Raw genomic sequence first — 15,345 nt, 5'->3', positions numbered from 1 at the left:
GGCCGGAGGCTTCCGCCCCGGCGACCGACCGCGCTACGGAACCCGAGCCGTCCGCACCCGGGTCCGCACCCGCACCCGAACCGACACCCGCACCCGGGCGCGCCCCCGAATCCGCACCCGGGCCCGCACCCACATCCGAGCGCGCACCCGCCCCCGCACCCGCCCCCGAATCCGCACCCGCAGAGCGCGCAGCACCCACCGAGCGCGCAGAGCGTCCGCGGCGGCCCGCGCCGCGGACCCGCTCGTCCGACGCGCCCTGGCACCACGCACGCCCCGCGAGGGGCGAGCAAGCAAAACCCGGCAGCGAGGCCAAGCAGCCCGAACCGGGCGAACCAGGGAAACCAGCCGAGCCAGACGACTCCGACGATCAGCCGGGAGGCACCGCGTGAACGACGTCCTCGACGTCGCGCTGCGACTGCTCGCCCTGCTGCTCGCCTTTCTCGTGCTGCCCCTGGTCGTGGGGCAGACCGAGCACAAGGTCATGGCCCATATGCAGGGCCGCCTCGGGCCGATGTACGCGGGCGGTTTCCACGGCTGGGCCCAGCTGGTCGCGGACGGGGTGAAGTTCGCGCAGAAGGAAGACGTCGTACCGGCCGGTGCCGACCGGCGGATCTTCCAGCTCGCGCCCGCCGTCGCGCTGCTGCCGTACCTCCTCGTCCTCGTCGCGATCCCGATCGGCCCCGCCGAGGGCGCCGTCGGGCAGGTCGTGGACGCGGGGATCTTTTTCGTGCTCGCCGTGATGGGCGTCGGGGTGCTGGGTTCGCTGATGGCGGGCTGGGCCTCGGCGAACAAGTTCTCCCTCCTGGGCGGCTTGCGCACGGCCGCTCAGCTCATGGCGTACGAGCTGCCGATGCTGCTCACCGCCGCGTCCGTGGCGATGGCGGCGGGCACCGTCTCGCTGCCCGGCATCCTCGACGCGTTCGAGTGGTGGTGGGTGCCGTGGCAAATCGTCGGCGGGGTGGTGTTCTTCACCGCCGGGCTGGCCGAGCTGCAGCGCCCGCCGTTCGACGCGCCGATCGCCGACTCCGAGATCATCTTCGGTGCGTACACCGAGTACACCGGGCTGCGGTTCGCGCTCTTCCTGCTCGCCGAGTACGCGGGCATCGTCATCCTGTGCGGGCTGACCACCGTTCTCTTCCTCGGCGGCTGGCACGGTCCGTTCGCCGACGGCCTCGGCTGGCTGTGGACCCTGCTGAAGACGGCCGTCCTCGCCTTCGTCGTGATCTGGCTGCGGGTCAGCTATCCGCGGCTGCGGGAGGACCAGCTGCAGCGGTTCGCCTGGACCTGCCTCATTCCGCTCTCCCTGGCCCAGATCGCCCTCACCGGCGTCGTCAAGGTGGTGATCTCCTGATGGGCATCCCCGGATCCGGTCTGGCCAAGGGCCTGGCCGTCACCCTCCGCACGATGACCCGGAAGTCGCACACCGCGCAGTATCCGGACGCGCAGCCCGAACTGCCGCCCCGCACCCGCGGGGTGATCGGGCTGTTCGAGGAGAACTGCACGGTCTGCATGCTGTGCGCCCGTGAATGCCCGGACTGGTGCATCTACATCGACTCGCACAAGGAGACCGTCCCCCCGGCCGCCCCGGGCGGGCGCGAGCGCAGCCGCAACGTGCTGGACCGGTTCGCCATCGACTTCGCCCTGTGCATGTACTGCGGTATCTGCATCGAGGTGTGTCCTTTCGACGCGCTCTTCTGGTCGCCGGAGTTCGAGTACGCGGAGGAGGACATCCGCGATCTCACCCATGAGCGGGACAAGCTCCGCGAATGGATGTGGACGGTGCCCGCGCCGCCCGCGCTCGACCCTCGTGCGGAGGAGCCCAAGGAGATCGCCGCCGCCCGTAAGGCCGCCGACAAGCTCGCCGCCGCCGAGGCCGCGCGGGCCGAGGCGGAGAGCGGGTCCGACGGGAACGGAGCCGCCTCGTGAGCGCCGCGGTCCAGCTGGCCGCCGCCGGCCCGGGGCTCGCCGCCGCGGGCCACGGGTTCCTGTCGCCCACCGGTGTCGAGATCGCCTTCGTCCTGGTCGGGCTCGCGACGCTCGGCGCGGCCGTCCTCAGCGTCACCACCCGGCAGCTGGTGCACGCCGCCCTGTGGCTGGTGGTGGCGCTCGGCGGCCTCGCCGTGGAATACCTCCTGCTGACGGCGGAGTTCATCGCCTGGGTGCAGGTGCTGATCTACGTCGGCTCCGTCGTCGTCCTCCTGCTGTTCGGACTGATGCTCACCAAGGCGCCCATCGGCCGCTCCCCGGACGCCGACTCGGGCAACCGGCCGGCCGCGCTCACGGTGGCCGTGGCCGCCGCCGGCGCCCTGGTGTGGGTGGTCGTGGACGCCTTCCGGACCACCTGGATCGCGCTCGACAAGGGCGTCCAGGGCTCCACCGCCGTCTCCGGCGAGAGCCTCTTCCGCCACTGGGTGCTGCCGTTCGAGGCGCTGTCCGTCCTCCTCCTCGCCGCGCTCGTCGGCGCGATCGTCCTGTCCCGCAGGAGCGGCCACGACAGTGGCCAAGGCGTTGGCCCGGGCCCGGGCCAGGGCAAGGAGAAGCGCTGATGCACCTCGCCTACCCCGCCGTGCTCGCCGTCCTCCTCTTCTGCACCGGCCTGTACGGCGTCCTCGCCCGCCGCAACGCGATCCTGGTGCTGATGTCGGTCGAGCTGATGCTCAACGCCGTCAACCTCAACCTCGTCGCCTTCGACGTCTGGCTCCGCGACACCCTGCACGCGGGCCAGGCCCTCACCCTCTTCACCATCGCCATCGCCGCCGCCGAGATCGGCATCGGCCTCGCCATCGTCCTCCTCGTCCACCGCAACCGCGGCACCGCCGACATCGACAAGCTCCGGGACCTCGCCGACCCCCCGCCGGCCGGCTCCCCAGCTCTGCACGACAGCATGGCAGCCCCCACTGACAACGACGCCGACCAGGCACGACGCGCCCGGAGGCAGACCGCGTGACGACCACGACCGCCGCCGTTCTCGTCCCCCTCCTGCCCTTCCTCGGCGCCGCCGCCGGGCTTCTGCTGGGGCGCCGCGCCCCCGGTTTCGTCCGCCCCCTCGCGGTGCTGCCCACCCTCGCCGCGGCCGCGCTCGCCGTGCTCGTCGCCGTTCGGCAGGGCGGGGGAGCGGGCGGCGGCACGGCCCCGCTCACCGCCGCGACCCGGCTCGCCGACACCGGCTCGGTCCCCGTCGACCTGTCCCTGCACATCGACGGCTTCGCCGCCCTGGTCGCGATCCTGGTCACCGTCGTCGCCTGCGGTGTGCAGATCTACTCGACCGGCTATCTGCGGGACGACCCCCGCTACCCCTCCTACGCCGCGCTGGTCTCCCTCTTCACCGCCGCGATGCTCCTCGTCGTCTACTCCGACGACCTGATCGTGCTGCTCGTCGGCTGGGAGGTCATGGGCATCTGCTCGTACTTCCTGGTGGGCCACTACTGGGAGACCGCGGCCGCGCGCTCCGCGTCCCTCAAGGCGTTCCTGGTCACCAAGCTCGGCGACGTCCCGTTCCTGATCGGCATCCTGGCGCTCGCCGACGACACCGGCACCTTCCGGATCAGCGAGATCCACACCCGGCTGACCGCCGGGGTGCCGCTGGACCACCCCACCCTGATCGCGCTGCTGCTGCTGGCCGGGGTCGCGGGCAAGTCCGCGCAGTTCCCGCTGCACACCTGGCTGCCGGACGCGATGGCCGGTCCCACCCCGGTCTCCGCGCTCATCCACGCGGCCACCATGGTCGCCGCCGGTGTCTACGTCGTCGCCCGGCTGCTGCCCGTCTTCGCCTCCTCCGCCGCCGCACTCGCCGTGCTCGCGGCCATGGCGGCCGTCACCATGGTCGGCTCGGCGCTCGCCGCGCTCGCCCAGGACGACATCAAACGCGTCCTCGCCTACTCGACCGTCGGCCAACTCGGCTACATGACGGGCGCGCTGGCCGTCGACGACCGCGGCGCCGCCGTCTTCCACCTCATCGCCCACGGCGCGTTCAAGGCGCTGCTCTTCCTCGGCGCGGGTGTGGTGATCCACGCCGCCGGCACCAACTCCCTCGCCGCCATGTCCCGGATGAGCGGCCTGGCCCCGCGCATCCCCGACGCCTTCTGGACGATGACGGTCGCCCTGCTCGCGCTCGCCGCCGTCCCGCCCTTCGCGGGCTTCTTCTCCAAGGAGGCCGTCCTCGGCGCGGCCGAGCACGCCGCGACCGGCCACACCTCCGGCGTGCCGGCGGGCGTCGGCTGGACCGTCCTGCTCGCCGGGCTCCTCACCGCGCTCCTCACCGCCGCCTACGCGGCCCGGCTGTGGCTGCTCGCCTTCCGCGGCCGGGGCGAGCCCGCCCCCGACCACGGCAGGCAGCCGGTGGCCATGAACGCCGTCCTGTGGGCGCTGTTCCTCCCCACGGCCGCCTTCGGCCTCGCCTACGGCACGCTGCCCGACTGGTTCGACGGCGAGTCGCTCACCCCGGCCCTCGGCACCTCCGTCCTCGGCACCGGCCTGGCCCTCGCCGGCGTCCTCGTCATGTACGGCGCCTGGCGGCACACCTCGGCACGGGCCGCCCGCGCCCCGCTCGGCGCGGTGGCCGCCCATCCCGACGCCGCCGACGCCGTCTCCGAGGCCGAGGCCATCGCCACCCACGAGGCGGCCTACGGCTCCATCGCGGGCGCCCGCGACCCCGCCGACCCCGGGCGGCTGCTCCTGGGCCCGCTGCACCGCCACGCGGCCGTCGGCTTCCACCTCGACGCCGTCTACGGCGCGCTGTTCGTGCGGCCCGTCCGGGCCGCCGCCCGGCTCGTCCGCTTCCTCGACCGCGAAGTCGTCGAGACGTACGTACGCGGCGCGGGCGGGGCGCCCCGCCTGCTGGGCGCGGCCGTCCGCCGCGCCCAGACCGGCAATGTGCAGACCTACCTCGGCGCGCTGCTCGCGGGCTCCCTCGTCCTGGCCGTGGCCGCCGTCCTCGTCGCAGCGGGAGCCTGACCCGTGAACCACACCGCCCTGCAAGTCCTCCTCGCCGCCGTGGTCGTGCTCCCCCTGCTCGGCAGCGTCGCCGCGCTGCTCCCGGCCCCGCCCGGACTGCGCGGCCGCGGACCCGACCAGGCCGTGCTGCGCCACGGAGTGACCGTCACCGGGGTCGCGCTCGCCGCCGCCATCACCTTGGCCGCCGGTTTCGACCACGGCCACCCGGCCCGGATGCAGGCCCAGACGGACATCGGATGGATCCCGGCCCTGGGCATCCGCATCCACCTCGGAGTGGACGGCGTCTCGCTGCCGCTGCTGGTGCTGACCGCGCTGCTGACGTTCCTGAGCGCGCTCTACGCCTACGTCAACCGGCCCCCGGGGCCGTCCCCCAAGGCGTTCGTCGCGCTGCTGCTCCTCCTGGAGTCCGGCACCCTGGCCAGCTTCGCGGTGCTGGACCTGATGCTGTTCTTCCTGGCGTTCGAGATGGTCCTCATCCCGATGTACTTCCTCATCAACCGGTGGGGAGGCGCCGAACGGGAGCGCGCCGCCTGGCGGTTCATTCTCTACACGCTGCTCGGCTCCGTCGTCATGCTGCTCGGCCTCCTCCTCATCGGTATCAAGGGCGGCACCTTCGACATGGTGGCACTCGCCACCGACAGAGGCGCCGGGCTCAGCCACACCACCCAGCTGATCGCGGCCCTCGCCATCATCGCCGGACTCGCCGTCAAGGCCCCCATGTGGCCGCTGCACAGCTGGCTGCCCGACGCCCACACCGCCGCCCCCACCGTCGGCTCGGTGCTGCTGGCGGGCGTGCTGCTGAAGATGGGCACCTACGGGCTGGTCCGCATCGTGCTGCCGATGACCCCCGGGGCGGCCCACACCTACGCGCCCTACCTCGCCGCGTTCGCCGTGGCCGGCATCATCTACGGCTCCCTCGCCTGCCTCGCCCTGGCCCGCACCGGCGCCAAGGGCGACCTCAAACGCCTGATCGCCTACTCCTCCGTCGGCCATATGGGCTTCGTGCTGCTGGGCATCGCCACCCTCACCCCCACCGGGGTGAACGGCGCGCTCTTCGCCAACATCGCCCATGGCCTGATCACCGGCCTGCTCTTCTTCCTCGTCGGCGCCCTCAAGGACCGCACCGGCACCACCGACCTCGACCAGCTCTCGGGCACCAGCGGCGCCGCCCTGTACGGCCGGGCGCCCCGCCTGGGCGGGCTGCTCGCCTTCGGCGCCGTGGCCTCCCTGGGGCTGCCCGGACTCGCCGGGTTCTGGGGCGAGATGCTCGCCATGTTCGGCGCGTTCCACCCCGCCGACGGGCTCAGCCGCCCCGCGTACCTCACCTATACGGCGCTGGCCGGCTTCGGCACCCTGCTGACCGCCGCCTACCTGCTCATCGTCGTACGGCGGGTCTGCATGGGCGACCATCCGATCGAGCCCGGCACCGGAACCGAGGCCGCGCGGCCCGCCCTGGCCGACGTCCACGGCTACGAATGGGCCGCCTGGAGCCCCCTGGTGGCCCTCACCGTGCTGGCCGGCCTGTGGCCCGCGGTCCTCCTCGGCCTCACCGACCCGGCCGTGCAGCAGCTCCTCGCGGGAGGCAACCGATGACTCGACACGCCTCGGGCCTCGCCATGAGCCTCGTCCAGTCCGTCGACTGGCCCGCCGTCGCACCGCCCACCATCGCGGCCCTGACCGGCCTCGCCGTCCTCGTCGCCGACCTCTTCCTGCCCGAGCGCAGGAAGCCCCTGCTGGGCTGGGCGGCCATCGCGGGACTCGCCCTGGCCGCGCTCAGCCTGCTGCCCCTGCTGGACGGCGACCGCTCCACGTTCTGCCTCACCACCGGCGCCCACGCCTGCAGCTACACGGCCGACACCTTCGCCCTCGTCATCCAGTTCCTGGTGCTCGGCGGGGCGCTGCTCACCGCGCTGCTGTCCTTCAGCGCCCTGGAGGATCTCAAACTCCCCGCGGGCGAGTTCTGGTTCCTGCTGCTGTCCTCCGCCGCGGGGGCGGCCCTGCTGCCCGCCTCCCGCGATCTGGCCACCCTCGTCATCGCCCTCGAAGTGGCCTCGCTCCCGGCCTTCGCCCTCGTCGGCCTGCGCCGCGGCGACCGCCTCTCCTCCGAGGCCGCGCTGAAGTTCTTCCTCTCCTCGGTCACCGCGACCGCCGTGATGCTGCTCGGCGTCAGCTTCGTCTACGCCGCGACCGGCAGCCTCCACCTGTCCCGGATCGCCGCCGCGCTCACCCATGTCGATCCGCGCCTGGACACGCTCGCCCAGGCGGGGGTCGTGCTCACCCTGGTGGGCTTCGCGTTCAAGACCGCCGCCGTGCCCTTCCACTTCTGGGTGCCCGACACCTACGTCGGGGCGCCCGTGCCCGTCGCGGCCTATCTGTCCGTGGTCGGTAAGGCGGTCGGCTTCTCCGGCCTCATCCTGGTGACCGTCCTCGCCTTCCCCGCGTACGGCGACGTGTGGGCCCCGGCCGTCGCGGTCCTGGCCGCCCTCACCATGACCGCGGGGAACGTCGCGGCCCTGCGCCAGCGCCCGGAGCGCGCCTTCAGCGCCGTACGCCTGCTCGCCTGGTCCTCCGTCGCCCAGGCGGGCTATCTGCTGGTCCCGATCGCCGCGGCCGGCTACGCCGACTCCGCGCGGGACGCCTCCCGCGCCATCGGCTCCACCGTGGCGTACGCGCTGATGTACGCGGCCGTGAACCTCGGCGCGTTCGCCGTGGCCGCCCTCGTGGCCCGCACCAGCCCGGCCAACCGGCTCACCGACTACCGCGGGCTGTACGCGGCCCGCCCGGCCGCCGCCCTGGCGCTGGGCTTCTTCCTGCTCTGCCTGGCCGGGCTGCCCCCGGGCGTCATCGGCCTCTTCGCCAAGGTGACCGTCTTCTCGGCGGCCGTGGACGCGGGGCTGGGCTGGCTCGCGGTGGTGATGGCGCTGAACGTGGTGGTCGCGCTCTTCTACTACCTCCAGTGGACGGCGGTGCTCTTCCGCGCGCCCGCGCCCGCCGCCGGGACGGGGCCCGCGCCCGCCGCCCGCCCGGCCGCCGTCCCCCTCACGGCCGCCATCGGCCTCACCGCGGTCCTGGGCATCGTCCTCTCCGGCGCCCCCCAGCTCGTCCTGCGCTTCGCCTCGGGCACCCTGCTGTAGCCGCCGGGCGGCTCCCGCCCGGGGACGGGAGCCGCCCGGCGGCCCGTACGGGCCCGGGCGGCGCGGCGGGGGCGCCCGGGCCCGCACCCGTGTGCAGAAGGGAACTGGTGCCCTTCGCCTGGCGTTGACCTTTTCAGGAGGGTCCACTGGAAGGTGGAGACACCAGGCAAAGGGTTCCCTGCGGCACATCGGGAGGCGCACAGTGCACCGCCGGCACAACGGGCTGAAGACCGCCGTACTCCTCGGGGGACTGTCGGCGCTCATCATCCTCATCGGCAGCCTCTTCGGCCGTACCGGACTGGTCATCGCGGTCGTCGTCGCCCTGGGCACCAACGCGTACGCCTACTGGAACAGCGACAAGCTGGCCCTGCGCGCGATGCGCGCCCGCCCCGTCAGCGAGTTCGAGGCCCCCCAGCTGTACCGCATGGTGCGCGAGCTCTCCACGGCCGCGCGCCAGCCCATGCCCCGGCTCTACATCTCCCCGACCGAGGCCCCCAACGCCTTCGCGACCGGCCGCAACCCCCGTAACGCGGCGGTCTGCTGCACCGACGGCATTCTGCGGCTGCTCGACGAGCGGGAGCTGCGCGGGGTCATCGGCCATGAGCTCAGCCACGTCTACAACCGCGACATCCTGATCTCCTCGATCGCGGGCGCGCTCGCAAGCGTCGTCATGTTCCTGGTGAACTTCGCCTGGCTGATCCCCATGGGCCGGTCCGACGACGACGAGGGACCGGGCTTCCTCGGCATGCTGCTGATCATGATCCTCGGCCCGCTCGCGGCCTCCATCATCCAGCTCGCCGTGAGCCGCTCCCGCGAGTACGAGGCGGACGCCTCCGGCGCCCAGCTCACCGGCGACCCGCTGGCCCTGGCCAGCGCCCTGCGTAAGCTGGAAGCCGGTACGCAGCAGCTGCCGCTGCCGCCCGAGCCCCAGCTGGAGACCGCGGGCCATCTGATGATCGCCAACCCTTTCCGCGCCGGTGAGGGGATGGCCAAGCTCTTCTCCACCCACCCGCCCATGCGGGAGCGCATCGCCCGCCTCGAGCAGATGGCAGGAGGCCACCGGCCGTGAAAACCCTCCTGAACCTGATCTGGCTGATCCTCTCCGGCCTCTGGCTGGCGATCCTCTACTTCCTCGCCGGGGTGCTCCTCTTCGTCACGATCATCGGTATCCCCTTCGCGATCGCCTCCTGGCGCATCGCCGGCTTCGCCCTCTGGCCCTTCGGCCGCGCCGCCGTCCCCCGCCACGACGCCGGAGCCCCCTCCTGCGTCGGCAATGTCCTCTGGCTCGTCCTCGCGGGCTGGTGGCTGGCGCTCGGCCACCTGATCACCGGCGTCGCCCTCTGCCTCACGATCATCGGCATCCCCCTGGGCCTGGCCAACTTCAAGCTCATCCCGATCTCCCTGGCCCCCCTCGGCCACGAGATCGTCTCCACCGACCAGCCCTTCGGCTACCGCTGACCCGCCCCGGTCCGTCTGGGACGACACCAGGGGCGGCACGGCCACGCCGCACCGCCCCCGCCGTACCGGTCCGAGCGACGACTACCGGTAGTTCACGAACTGCACCGCGAAGTCCAGGTCCTTGCCCTTGATCAGGGCGATCACGGCCTGCAGATCGTCCCGGCTCTTCGAGGTCACCCGCAGCTCGTCGCCCTGCACCTGCGCCTTGACGCCCTTGGGGCCCTCATCACGGATGATCTTGGCGACCTTCTTCGCGTTCTCCTGCGAGATCCCCTCCTGCAGCGAGGCGAAGATCTTGTACTCCTTGCCCGAGGCCTGCGGCTCGCCGGCGTCCAGCGCCTTCAGCGAGATCCCGCGCTTGACCAGCTTGGACTGGAAGACGTCGAGGATCGCCTTGACCCGCTCCTCGGAGTTGGCTCGCATCTCGATCCGCTCACCCGACCACGCGATCGAGGCGCCGACGTTCTTGAAGTCGTAGCGCTGGGAGATCTCGCGGCTCGCCTGGTTGAGAGCGTTGTCGACCTCCTGCCGCTCGACCTTCGAGACGATGTCGAAACTGGAGTCGGCCATCTTGAGTTGGCTCCTCGTACGTAGATCCGGCAGTGGCACGGCCCCACGGGCCGCTTCGGCCAGCCTAGCGATCTCGGCCATGATCCAGAGGCGATCAACCGGGTGGCGAAGCACCCCGGTACATCAGGTATTGTTTACGTCGTTGCCAGGGAGCAGCGCCGCGAGAGCGGGGCACCTGGCCACATCCCAGGCGGTGTGCCCGAGTGGCCAATGGGAGCGGACTGTAAATCCGTCGGCTTAGCCTACCCAGGTTCGAATCCTGGCGCCGCCACACTGGGACAACGGCCCCCGAGCCGCGGAAACGCGGCCGGGGGCCGTTGCCGTTGGGGGCGAGGGGCCGGGCGGGGGCCGCCGGCGCGGGTCATCGGCGTGTCAGTGCCGCCTCCAGCGCCTGGTGGGTGCCCTCGGGGAGCCAGCCGCAGTGCGGCCATTGGACGATCTGCTCGGCGATCTCGCGCAGTTTGGTGTTGGTGTGCTGGGACACCGCCTTGAGGACGTCCCAGCCCTGCTCCGGAAGCAGCCTGCCGTGCGCGATGACCACACCGATCGCCTGGTCGATGACGGCGTGGGAGACCACCGCTTGCCGTAGCTGGCCGACTTCCTCCTCCAGGTCGGCGATCTTCTTGAGGAGGTCGTCCTTCCCAGTCGCCACGGACAGCCTTTCGATGGGAGGGACCGCGGCGTCGATGGGCACGGCCGCGGTTCTCCACTCTCGCAGAGGCGGCCCGCCCCTTGGCGAGACGGAAAACGCACGGTCAGGGCCCTGAACAGGGCAGAAAACGAAGGCCAGGCGGGACCGGGGGCGGTGGCTCTGGGGTCAGCCGCGCAGGGTGGCGCTGGGGGTGGTGCCGTAGGTCTCGCGGTACAGGGCGGCGAAGCGGGCCGGGTGGAAGAACCCCCAGCGGGCGGCGATCCCGGTGACCGTGGCGGTCTGCGGGTCGGCGGTCGCCAGGTCGTGGTGGGCGTGCGCCAGGCGGACCCGGCGGAGGTACGCCAGCGGGGTGGTGTCGAGGTGTCTTCGGAACGCGTACTGCACGGCGCGGATGCTGACGTGCGCGGCGGCGGCGATGTCGGCGACGGTGATGGGCTGGTCGGCGTGGTCGTCGATGTAGGTGAGCGCACGGTGCAGCGTGCCGGCGTGGGCGTCGTTGCGGTCGGGCCCGGTCGGGTCGGTGAGCGCGGTGCTGGGGAAGGCCGCCAGAACGCTGCCGGCCAGGAGCTGGCTGACGGTGGTCCTGATCAGCGGCTGCTCGGCGATGGCGGGGTCGGCCAGGGCGTGGTCGCGCAGATAGCTGATGGTCTGTCGCAGGTGTCTGGCGGCGGCGGCGGAGTGCGGGCGGTGCCCGGTCAGCCGGACCGGCTGCGGGGTGCGCTGGTCGACGGTGGCGGCGACCTGGCTCAGCAGGGCCGGGTCGAGCATGGTGATGTTGTACCGGGCGGCCCGGATCCGCCCGGAGTACGGGAGGTCCGGCGGGGCGAAGGACACCACGTCGCCGGGGCCGAAGGCATCCTCGACGCCCGGGAAGACATGGTCCTCGATGGTGCCGTCGTGGACGACGCACAGGCAGATCTTGCCGAGCGGGCTGACGGAGTAGCTCATGTCGAAGTCCAGATCGAGCTCGTCCACGCTGATCGACGCGAGGGTCTGGCGCCGGATCCGTGCCCGGCTCGCGTCCGGGGTGCCGCTGCCGATGCGCATGCGGGCGTACGCCCTGCAGAGGAAGTCCTCCGTTTCCTCCAAGTCGTCACTGTCGAAGACCAGCGTGCCCAAGGTGACCTCGCCCTCCAGCCCGTGTGTCATGGCGTTCCGGAACACACGTTACGGGCTGTGGGCGGCATGCCCTGTCTGGTCCTGTCTTTCCGGGCGGTATGCGCATAAGCCTGCCGCCGTGCGCGCATCATGCCTGCCGCCGTACGGGCGGCCGTCCGTCGTGGCGTGCCCCGGCCCCAGGGGGTCGCTCCTAGGGTGGTGATTCCCCCGTATCAGGACAGAGGGGGTGGATCGTGCTCGGGGGCTTCAAGAACTTCCTCATGCGCGGTGATGTCATCGTCATCGCCGTGGGCCTGGTCACCGCGCTGGCGTTCTCGACGCTGATCAAGGCGTTCACCGACTCTGTGATCAACCCGATCATCGCCCGCGCCCAAGGCGGCAAGTCGGTCGGGCTCGGCTGGCAGCTCGGCGCCCCGGGGAACACCACGACCTACCTCAACATCGGGTCGTTCATCTCCGCGCTGATCTATTTCCTCATCTTCATGGCCGTCATCTACTTCCTGATCGTCGTGCCGTACAAGTACACCCAGGCCCGCAGGGGCGTCGCGGTCTTCGGCGAGCCGGGCCCGGTCAAGACCTGCCCGGAGTGCCTCGCCGAGGAGGTCCCCGAGGAGGCGCGCAAGTGCCGTTACTGCGGATCGGACCAGCCGCGCAGGAGTTAGCCGCGGCGGTCCAGGTCCAGGTCCATGTCCAGGTCCAGGTCGAGCATGCGGATCGCGTTGCCGCGCAGGATCTTGTACGTCACCTCCGGCGACAGCCCCGCCACGTGCTCGGCCGCGATCCGCTTGGTGTCCGGCCAGGTGGAGTCCACGTGGGGGTAGTCGGTCTCGAAGGTGGCGTTGTCCACGCCGACCGTGTCCAGCGAGGCGACCCCGTGCTTGTCGCGGAAGAAGCAGCAGAAGATCTGGCGGTAGTAGTACGTGGACGGCGGCTCCGGGACGAGGTCGCGGACGCCGCCCCAGGCCCGGTGCTCTTCCCAGACGTCGTCGGCGCGCTCCAGGGCGTAGGGGATCCAGCCCATCTGGCCCTCGGCGTAGGCCAGTTTGAGGCGCGGGAAGGAGACCAGGACGCCGCTGAAGAGGAAGTCCATCATCGAGGCCATGGCGTTGTTGAAGCTCAAGGCGGCCTGCACGGCCGGCGGGGCGTCGGGGGAGGCGGCGGGCATCTGGGAGGAGGAGCCGATGTGCATGCACACGACCGTCCCGGTGGCCTCGCACTCGGCGAAGAAGGGATCCCAGTAACCGCTGTGGATGCTGGGGAGGCCGAGGTACGTGGGGATCTCGCTGAAGGTCACCGCGCGGACGCCACGGGCGGCGTTGCGGCGGATCTCCTGGACGGCGAGGTCCACGTCCCACAGGGGGATCAGGCAGAGCGGGACGAGGCGGCCGCCGCTGTCGCCGCACCACTCCTCGACCATCCAGTCGTTGTACGCGCGGACGCACGCGAGGCCGACCTCCTTGTCCTTCGCCTCGGCGAAGGTCTGGCCGCAGAAGCGGGGGAAGGTCGGGAAGCACAGTGACGCCTCGACGTGGTTGAGGTCCATGTCGGCGAGGCGGGCCTTGGGGTCCCAGCAGCCCCGGCGCATCTGCTCGCGGGTGATGCCGTCGAGGGTCATCTCGTCGCGGGAGAAGCCGACGGCGGCGATGATCCGCTTGTAGGGGAACAGGTCGCCCTCGTACCGCCACCAGTCGGTCAGCTGGCCGTCCGGGTCGGTGGTGAACTTGTACTTGCCGCCGACATAGGCCAGTTCGCCGATCCCGGCCGTGAGGGGCTTGGGGCCGCGGTCCCGGTACTTGGCCGGAAGCCAGGTCTCGAAGAGGTGCGCGGGCTCGATCACGTGGTCATCGACGCTGATGACCCGGGGCAACTCGGTCGCGCCGTTCGTCTCGCCGGTCATCTCGCCATCTCCCCGTCTCCTCGGGTGGTGCCTGCCGGTGGGGTGGGTGCCTGATGTGTCGTCTGACGCCTACCTGACGGATCGTCAGATATGGCTTGGCAGGGTAGGCCGGATCGCCGCAACCAACAAGGGAAAGTCCCGTTTCCGCACGTACGTCCAGGGCACACGATGTGCGACAACCAGGAGGAAACGGTGAACGCATCGTCGATCGCACGCGGACTGGGCTCGGCAACGCGCACCCGCACCCCGCACGAGGCGGGCGGCCGGGCCATCGAGGGGGCGGCCCGCTGGGGGCTGGCCACCCGGGGAGTGCTCTACCTGCTCATCGGCGTCCTGGCACTGCGCATCGCCTTCGGCGAGCGCGGCGAGCAGGCCGACCGGGGCGGCGCCCTCCAGGTGCTCGCCCAGCAGCCGTTCGGCGCGGCGCTGGTCTGGGCGGCCGGCGTCGGGCTGGTCTGCATGGCGCTGTGGCGGCTGTCCGAGGCCGTCTTCGGGGCCGCCGGGCCGGACGGGCGCACGGCACGGAAGCGGCTGGCCGGGGCGGCCCGCGCGGTCTTCTACGGCGTCGTCGCGTACTCCGTGCTCTCCTTCGCCGCCGGCGAGAAGGACAGCGGCTCCAGCGACCGGCAGTCGCAGGACGTGACGGCCCGGGTGCTCGACCTGCCGTACGGCCGGTGGCTGGTCGCCATCGGTGGGACGGCGGTGGCCGTGGCCGGGGTGTGGATCGCGGTACGCGCGCTCCGGCGCGGCTTCCGCAAGCACCTCAAGACGGGCGCGATGTCCCCGCGGACGCGGCGCACCGTGGAGGCGCTGGGGGTCTGCGGCGGGGTGGCCCGCGGAGCCGTGTTCACGGTGGCGGGCGGCTTCGCGCTCTCGGCCGCCCTGCGCTACGACCCGGACAAGGCGAAGGGCATCGACGACACCCTGCGGACCTTCGCCGGAACCGCGGCGGGACCCTGGCTGCTGGTGGCAGTGGCGCTGGGGCTGGCGCTCTTCGGGGTCTTCTCCGTCGCGATGGCCCGGTGGCGCCGCGTCTGAGCGCGTTTCCGGCGCCGGGTCTGCGCGGTTTCCAGTGGTGGCCCTCTGCGGCGCCCTCTGCGCGTTTCCGGTGGTGGCGGCCCTGGGTGACGTTTCCGTGGCTGCGGCCCTGGGTCCGGTTTCCGGTGGTGGCGGTCCGCAGTGCGTTTCCGCTGTGGCAGTCCTGAGCGTGTTCCGGGTGGTGGCGGACGTCAGCGAGTTGCCGGTGTTCGCGGGCGTCAGCGGGTTTCCGGCTGCGGCCCTGGGTCCGGTTTCCGGTGGCGGCAGTCCGAAGTGCGTTTCCGGCTGTGGCAGTCCTCAGCGCGTTTCCGGCCGTGGCGGTCCACTGCGCGTTTCCGGTGGTGGCGGACGTCAGCGTGTTTCCGGGGTGGCGTTCGTCTGCGGCTTTCCGGCGGTGGCGGTCCTGAGCGCGTTTCCGGCGGTGGCGGGCATCAGCGCGTTTCCGGCGGTGGCACTCCTGAGCCGGTCTGCCGCCGGGGTGCGCCACCGCACTGGGCGCTCCGGCGGCGGGCCGCCCGCGGGCC

16 protein-coding genes and 1 tRNA gene are annotated in these 15,345 nt (G+C 72.0%); 13 read left to right on the top strand and 4 right to left on the bottom strand.

The genetic code is table 11. The features are described from left to right. Nucleotides 1–385: 385 nt before the first annotated feature. From AXW62_RS05985 to AXW62_RS05945, 9 genes are all read left to right on the top strand, one after another. The gene (locus AXW62_RS05985) at nt 386–1,351 is read left to right on the top strand and encodes a complex I subunit 1/NuoH family protein (RefSeq protein WP_060943572.1); all 966 of its coding nucleotides are present in this window, start codon (nt 386–388) and stop codon (nt 1,349–1,351) included. Next, nucleotides 1,351–1,926: a NuoI/complex I 23 kDa subunit family protein gene (locus AXW62_RS05980; RefSeq protein WP_060943571.1), complete on the top strand. Its 576-nt coding sequence runs from the start codon at nt 1,351–1,353 to the stop codon at nt 1,924–1,926. Before AXW62_RS05985 ends, AXW62_RS05980 begins: the two co-directional genes overlap by 1 nt. Continuing rightward, nucleotides 1,923–2,546 (top strand): NADH-quinone oxidoreductase subunit J family protein, encoded by a 624-nt coding sequence (locus AXW62_RS05975; protein ID WP_060943570.1) that lies wholly within the window; start codon nt 1,923–1,925, stop codon nt 2,544–2,546. The genes AXW62_RS05980 and AXW62_RS05975 overlap by 4 nt, the downstream gene beginning before the upstream one ends. Next, nucleotides 2,546–2,947: an NADH-quinone oxidoreductase subunit NuoK gene (nuoK, locus tag AXW62_RS05970; RefSeq protein WP_030834986.1), complete on the top strand. Its 402-nt coding sequence runs from the start codon at nt 2,546–2,548 to the stop codon at nt 2,945–2,947. The genes AXW62_RS05975 and nuoK overlap by 1 nt, the downstream gene beginning before the upstream one ends. Beyond that, complete coding sequence (locus AXW62_RS05965; RefSeq protein WP_060943569.1) at nt 2,944–4,953, top strand: NADH-quinone oxidoreductase subunit 5 family protein; 2,010 nt, start codon at nt 2,944–2,946, stop codon at nt 4,951–4,953. Before nuoK ends, AXW62_RS05965 begins: the two co-directional genes overlap by 4 nt. A gap of 3 nt (nt 4,954–4,956) precedes the next feature. Continuing rightward, entirely contained in the window at nt 4,957–6,546 is a 1,590-nt protein-coding gene (locus AXW62_RS05960) for a complex I subunit 4 family protein (RefSeq protein ID WP_060943568.1), read from the top strand. Further along, nucleotides 6,543–8,087: an NADH-quinone oxidoreductase subunit N gene (locus tag AXW62_RS05955; protein ID WP_060943567.1), complete on the top strand. Its 1,545-nt coding sequence runs from the start codon at nt 6,543–6,545 to the stop codon at nt 8,085–8,087. Before AXW62_RS05960 ends, AXW62_RS05955 begins: the two co-directional genes overlap by 4 nt. 202 nt (nt 8,088–8,289) lie before the next feature. Beyond that, nucleotides 8,290–9,156 carry a zinc metalloprotease HtpX gene (gene htpX / locus AXW62_RS05950; RefSeq protein ID WP_030834997.1) on the top strand — a complete coding sequence of 289 codons (867 nt, stop codon included), beginning with the start codon at nt 8,290–8,292 and terminating at the stop codon, nt 9,154–9,156. After that, nucleotides 9,153–9,545 carry a YccF domain-containing protein gene (locus AXW62_RS05945; RefSeq protein WP_030835000.1) on the top strand — a complete coding sequence of 131 codons (393 nt, stop codon included), beginning with the start codon at nt 9,153–9,155 and terminating at the stop codon, nt 9,543–9,545. Before htpX ends, AXW62_RS05945 begins: the two co-directional genes overlap by 4 nt. Before the next feature lie 81 nt (nt 9,546–9,626). Here AXW62_RS05945 and AXW62_RS05940 read toward each other — a convergent pair whose 3' ends face one another. Further along, entirely contained in the window at nt 9,627–10,115 is a 489-nt protein-coding gene (locus tag AXW62_RS05940; protein ID WP_030835003.1) for a YajQ family cyclic di-GMP-binding protein, read from the bottom strand. A gap of 189 nt (nt 10,116–10,304) precedes the next feature. Between AXW62_RS05940 and AXW62_RS05935 the strand changes: the two genes are divergently transcribed. Next, a tRNA-Tyr gene (locus AXW62_RS05935) sits at nt 10,305–10,386 on the top strand. A 90-nt stretch (nt 10,387–10,476) separates the two neighbouring features. Here the strand turns inward: AXW62_RS05935 and AXW62_RS05930 are convergent. Both AXW62_RS05930 and AXW62_RS05925 read right to left on the bottom strand, forming a co-directional pair. Further along, complete coding sequence (locus AXW62_RS05930; protein WP_060943574.1) at nt 10,477–10,767, bottom strand: ANTAR domain-containing protein; 291 nt, start codon at nt 10,765–10,767, stop codon at nt 10,477–10,479. Between the two features lie 165 nt (nt 10,768–10,932). Then, nucleotides 10,933–11,916, bottom strand: coding sequence for a helix-turn-helix transcriptional regulator (locus AXW62_RS05925; protein ID WP_306305042.1), 984 nt, complete (start codon nt 11,914–11,916; stop codon nt 10,933–10,935). A 203-nt stretch (nt 11,917–12,119) separates the two neighbouring features. Between AXW62_RS05925 and AXW62_RS05920 the strand changes: the two genes are divergently transcribed. Further along, complete coding sequence (locus AXW62_RS05920; RefSeq protein WP_060943566.1) at nt 12,120–12,548, top strand: MscL family protein; 429 nt, start codon at nt 12,120–12,122, stop codon at nt 12,546–12,548. On the opposite strand, the gene AXW62_RS05915 is transcribed toward AXW62_RS05920, so the two are convergent. Then, entirely contained in the window at nt 12,545–13,783 is a 1,239-nt protein-coding gene (locus AXW62_RS05915; RefSeq protein WP_060943565.1) for an amidohydrolase family protein, read from the bottom strand. The genes AXW62_RS05920 and AXW62_RS05915 overlap by 4 nt on opposite strands. 192 nt (nt 13,784–13,975) lie before the next feature. Between AXW62_RS05915 and AXW62_RS05910 the strand changes: the two genes are divergently transcribed. Then, nucleotides 13,976–14,821 (top strand): DUF1206 domain-containing protein, encoded by an 846-nt coding sequence (locus AXW62_RS05910; protein ID WP_244502718.1) that lies wholly within the window; start codon nt 13,976–13,978, stop codon nt 14,819–14,821. A gap of 154 nt (nt 14,822–14,975) precedes the next feature. Then, on the top strand, nt 14,976–15,345 hold a 370-nt coding region (locus tag AXW62_RS45040), incomplete at its 3' end, for a hypothetical protein (protein WP_214516843.1).

It is taken from the genome of Streptomyces hygroscopicus subsp. hygroscopicus (assembly GCF_001553455.1).
Taxonomy (GTDB): Bacteria; Actinomycetota; Actinomycetes; order Streptomycetales; family Streptomycetaceae; genus Streptomyces; species Streptomyces hygroscopicus.
Note: the sequence above shows the minus strand (reverse complement) of the source record. Positions and strands in the feature narration are given on the sequence as shown.

What these genes read in the sequence shown, in the direction of transcription:
- AXW62_RS05980 (WP_060943571.1), top strand. Translation starts at nt 1,351, where the DNA reads ATGGGCATCCCCGGATCCGGTCTGGCCAAGGGCCTGGCCGTCACCCTC.
- nuoK (WP_030834986.1), top strand. Translation starts at nt 2,546, where the DNA reads ATGCACCTCGCCTACCCCGCCGTGCTCGCCGTCCTCCTCTTCTGCACC.
- AXW62_RS05955 (WP_060943567.1), top strand. Translation starts at nt 6,543, where the DNA reads ATGACTCGACACGCCTCGGGCCTCGCCATGAGCCTCGTCCAGTCCGTC.
- AXW62_RS05940 (WP_030835003.1), bottom strand. Translation starts at nt 10,115, where the DNA reads ATGGCCGACTCCAGTTTCGACATCGTCTCGAAGGTCGAGCGGCAGGAG.
- AXW62_RS05925 (WP_306305042.1), bottom strand. Translation starts at nt 11,916, where the DNA reads ATGACACACGGGCTGGAGGGCGAGGTCACCTTGGGCACGCTGGTCTTC.
- AXW62_RS05915 (WP_060943565.1), bottom strand. Translation starts at nt 13,783, where the DNA reads ATGACCGGCGAGACGAACGGCGCGACCGAGTTGCCCCGGGTCATCAGC.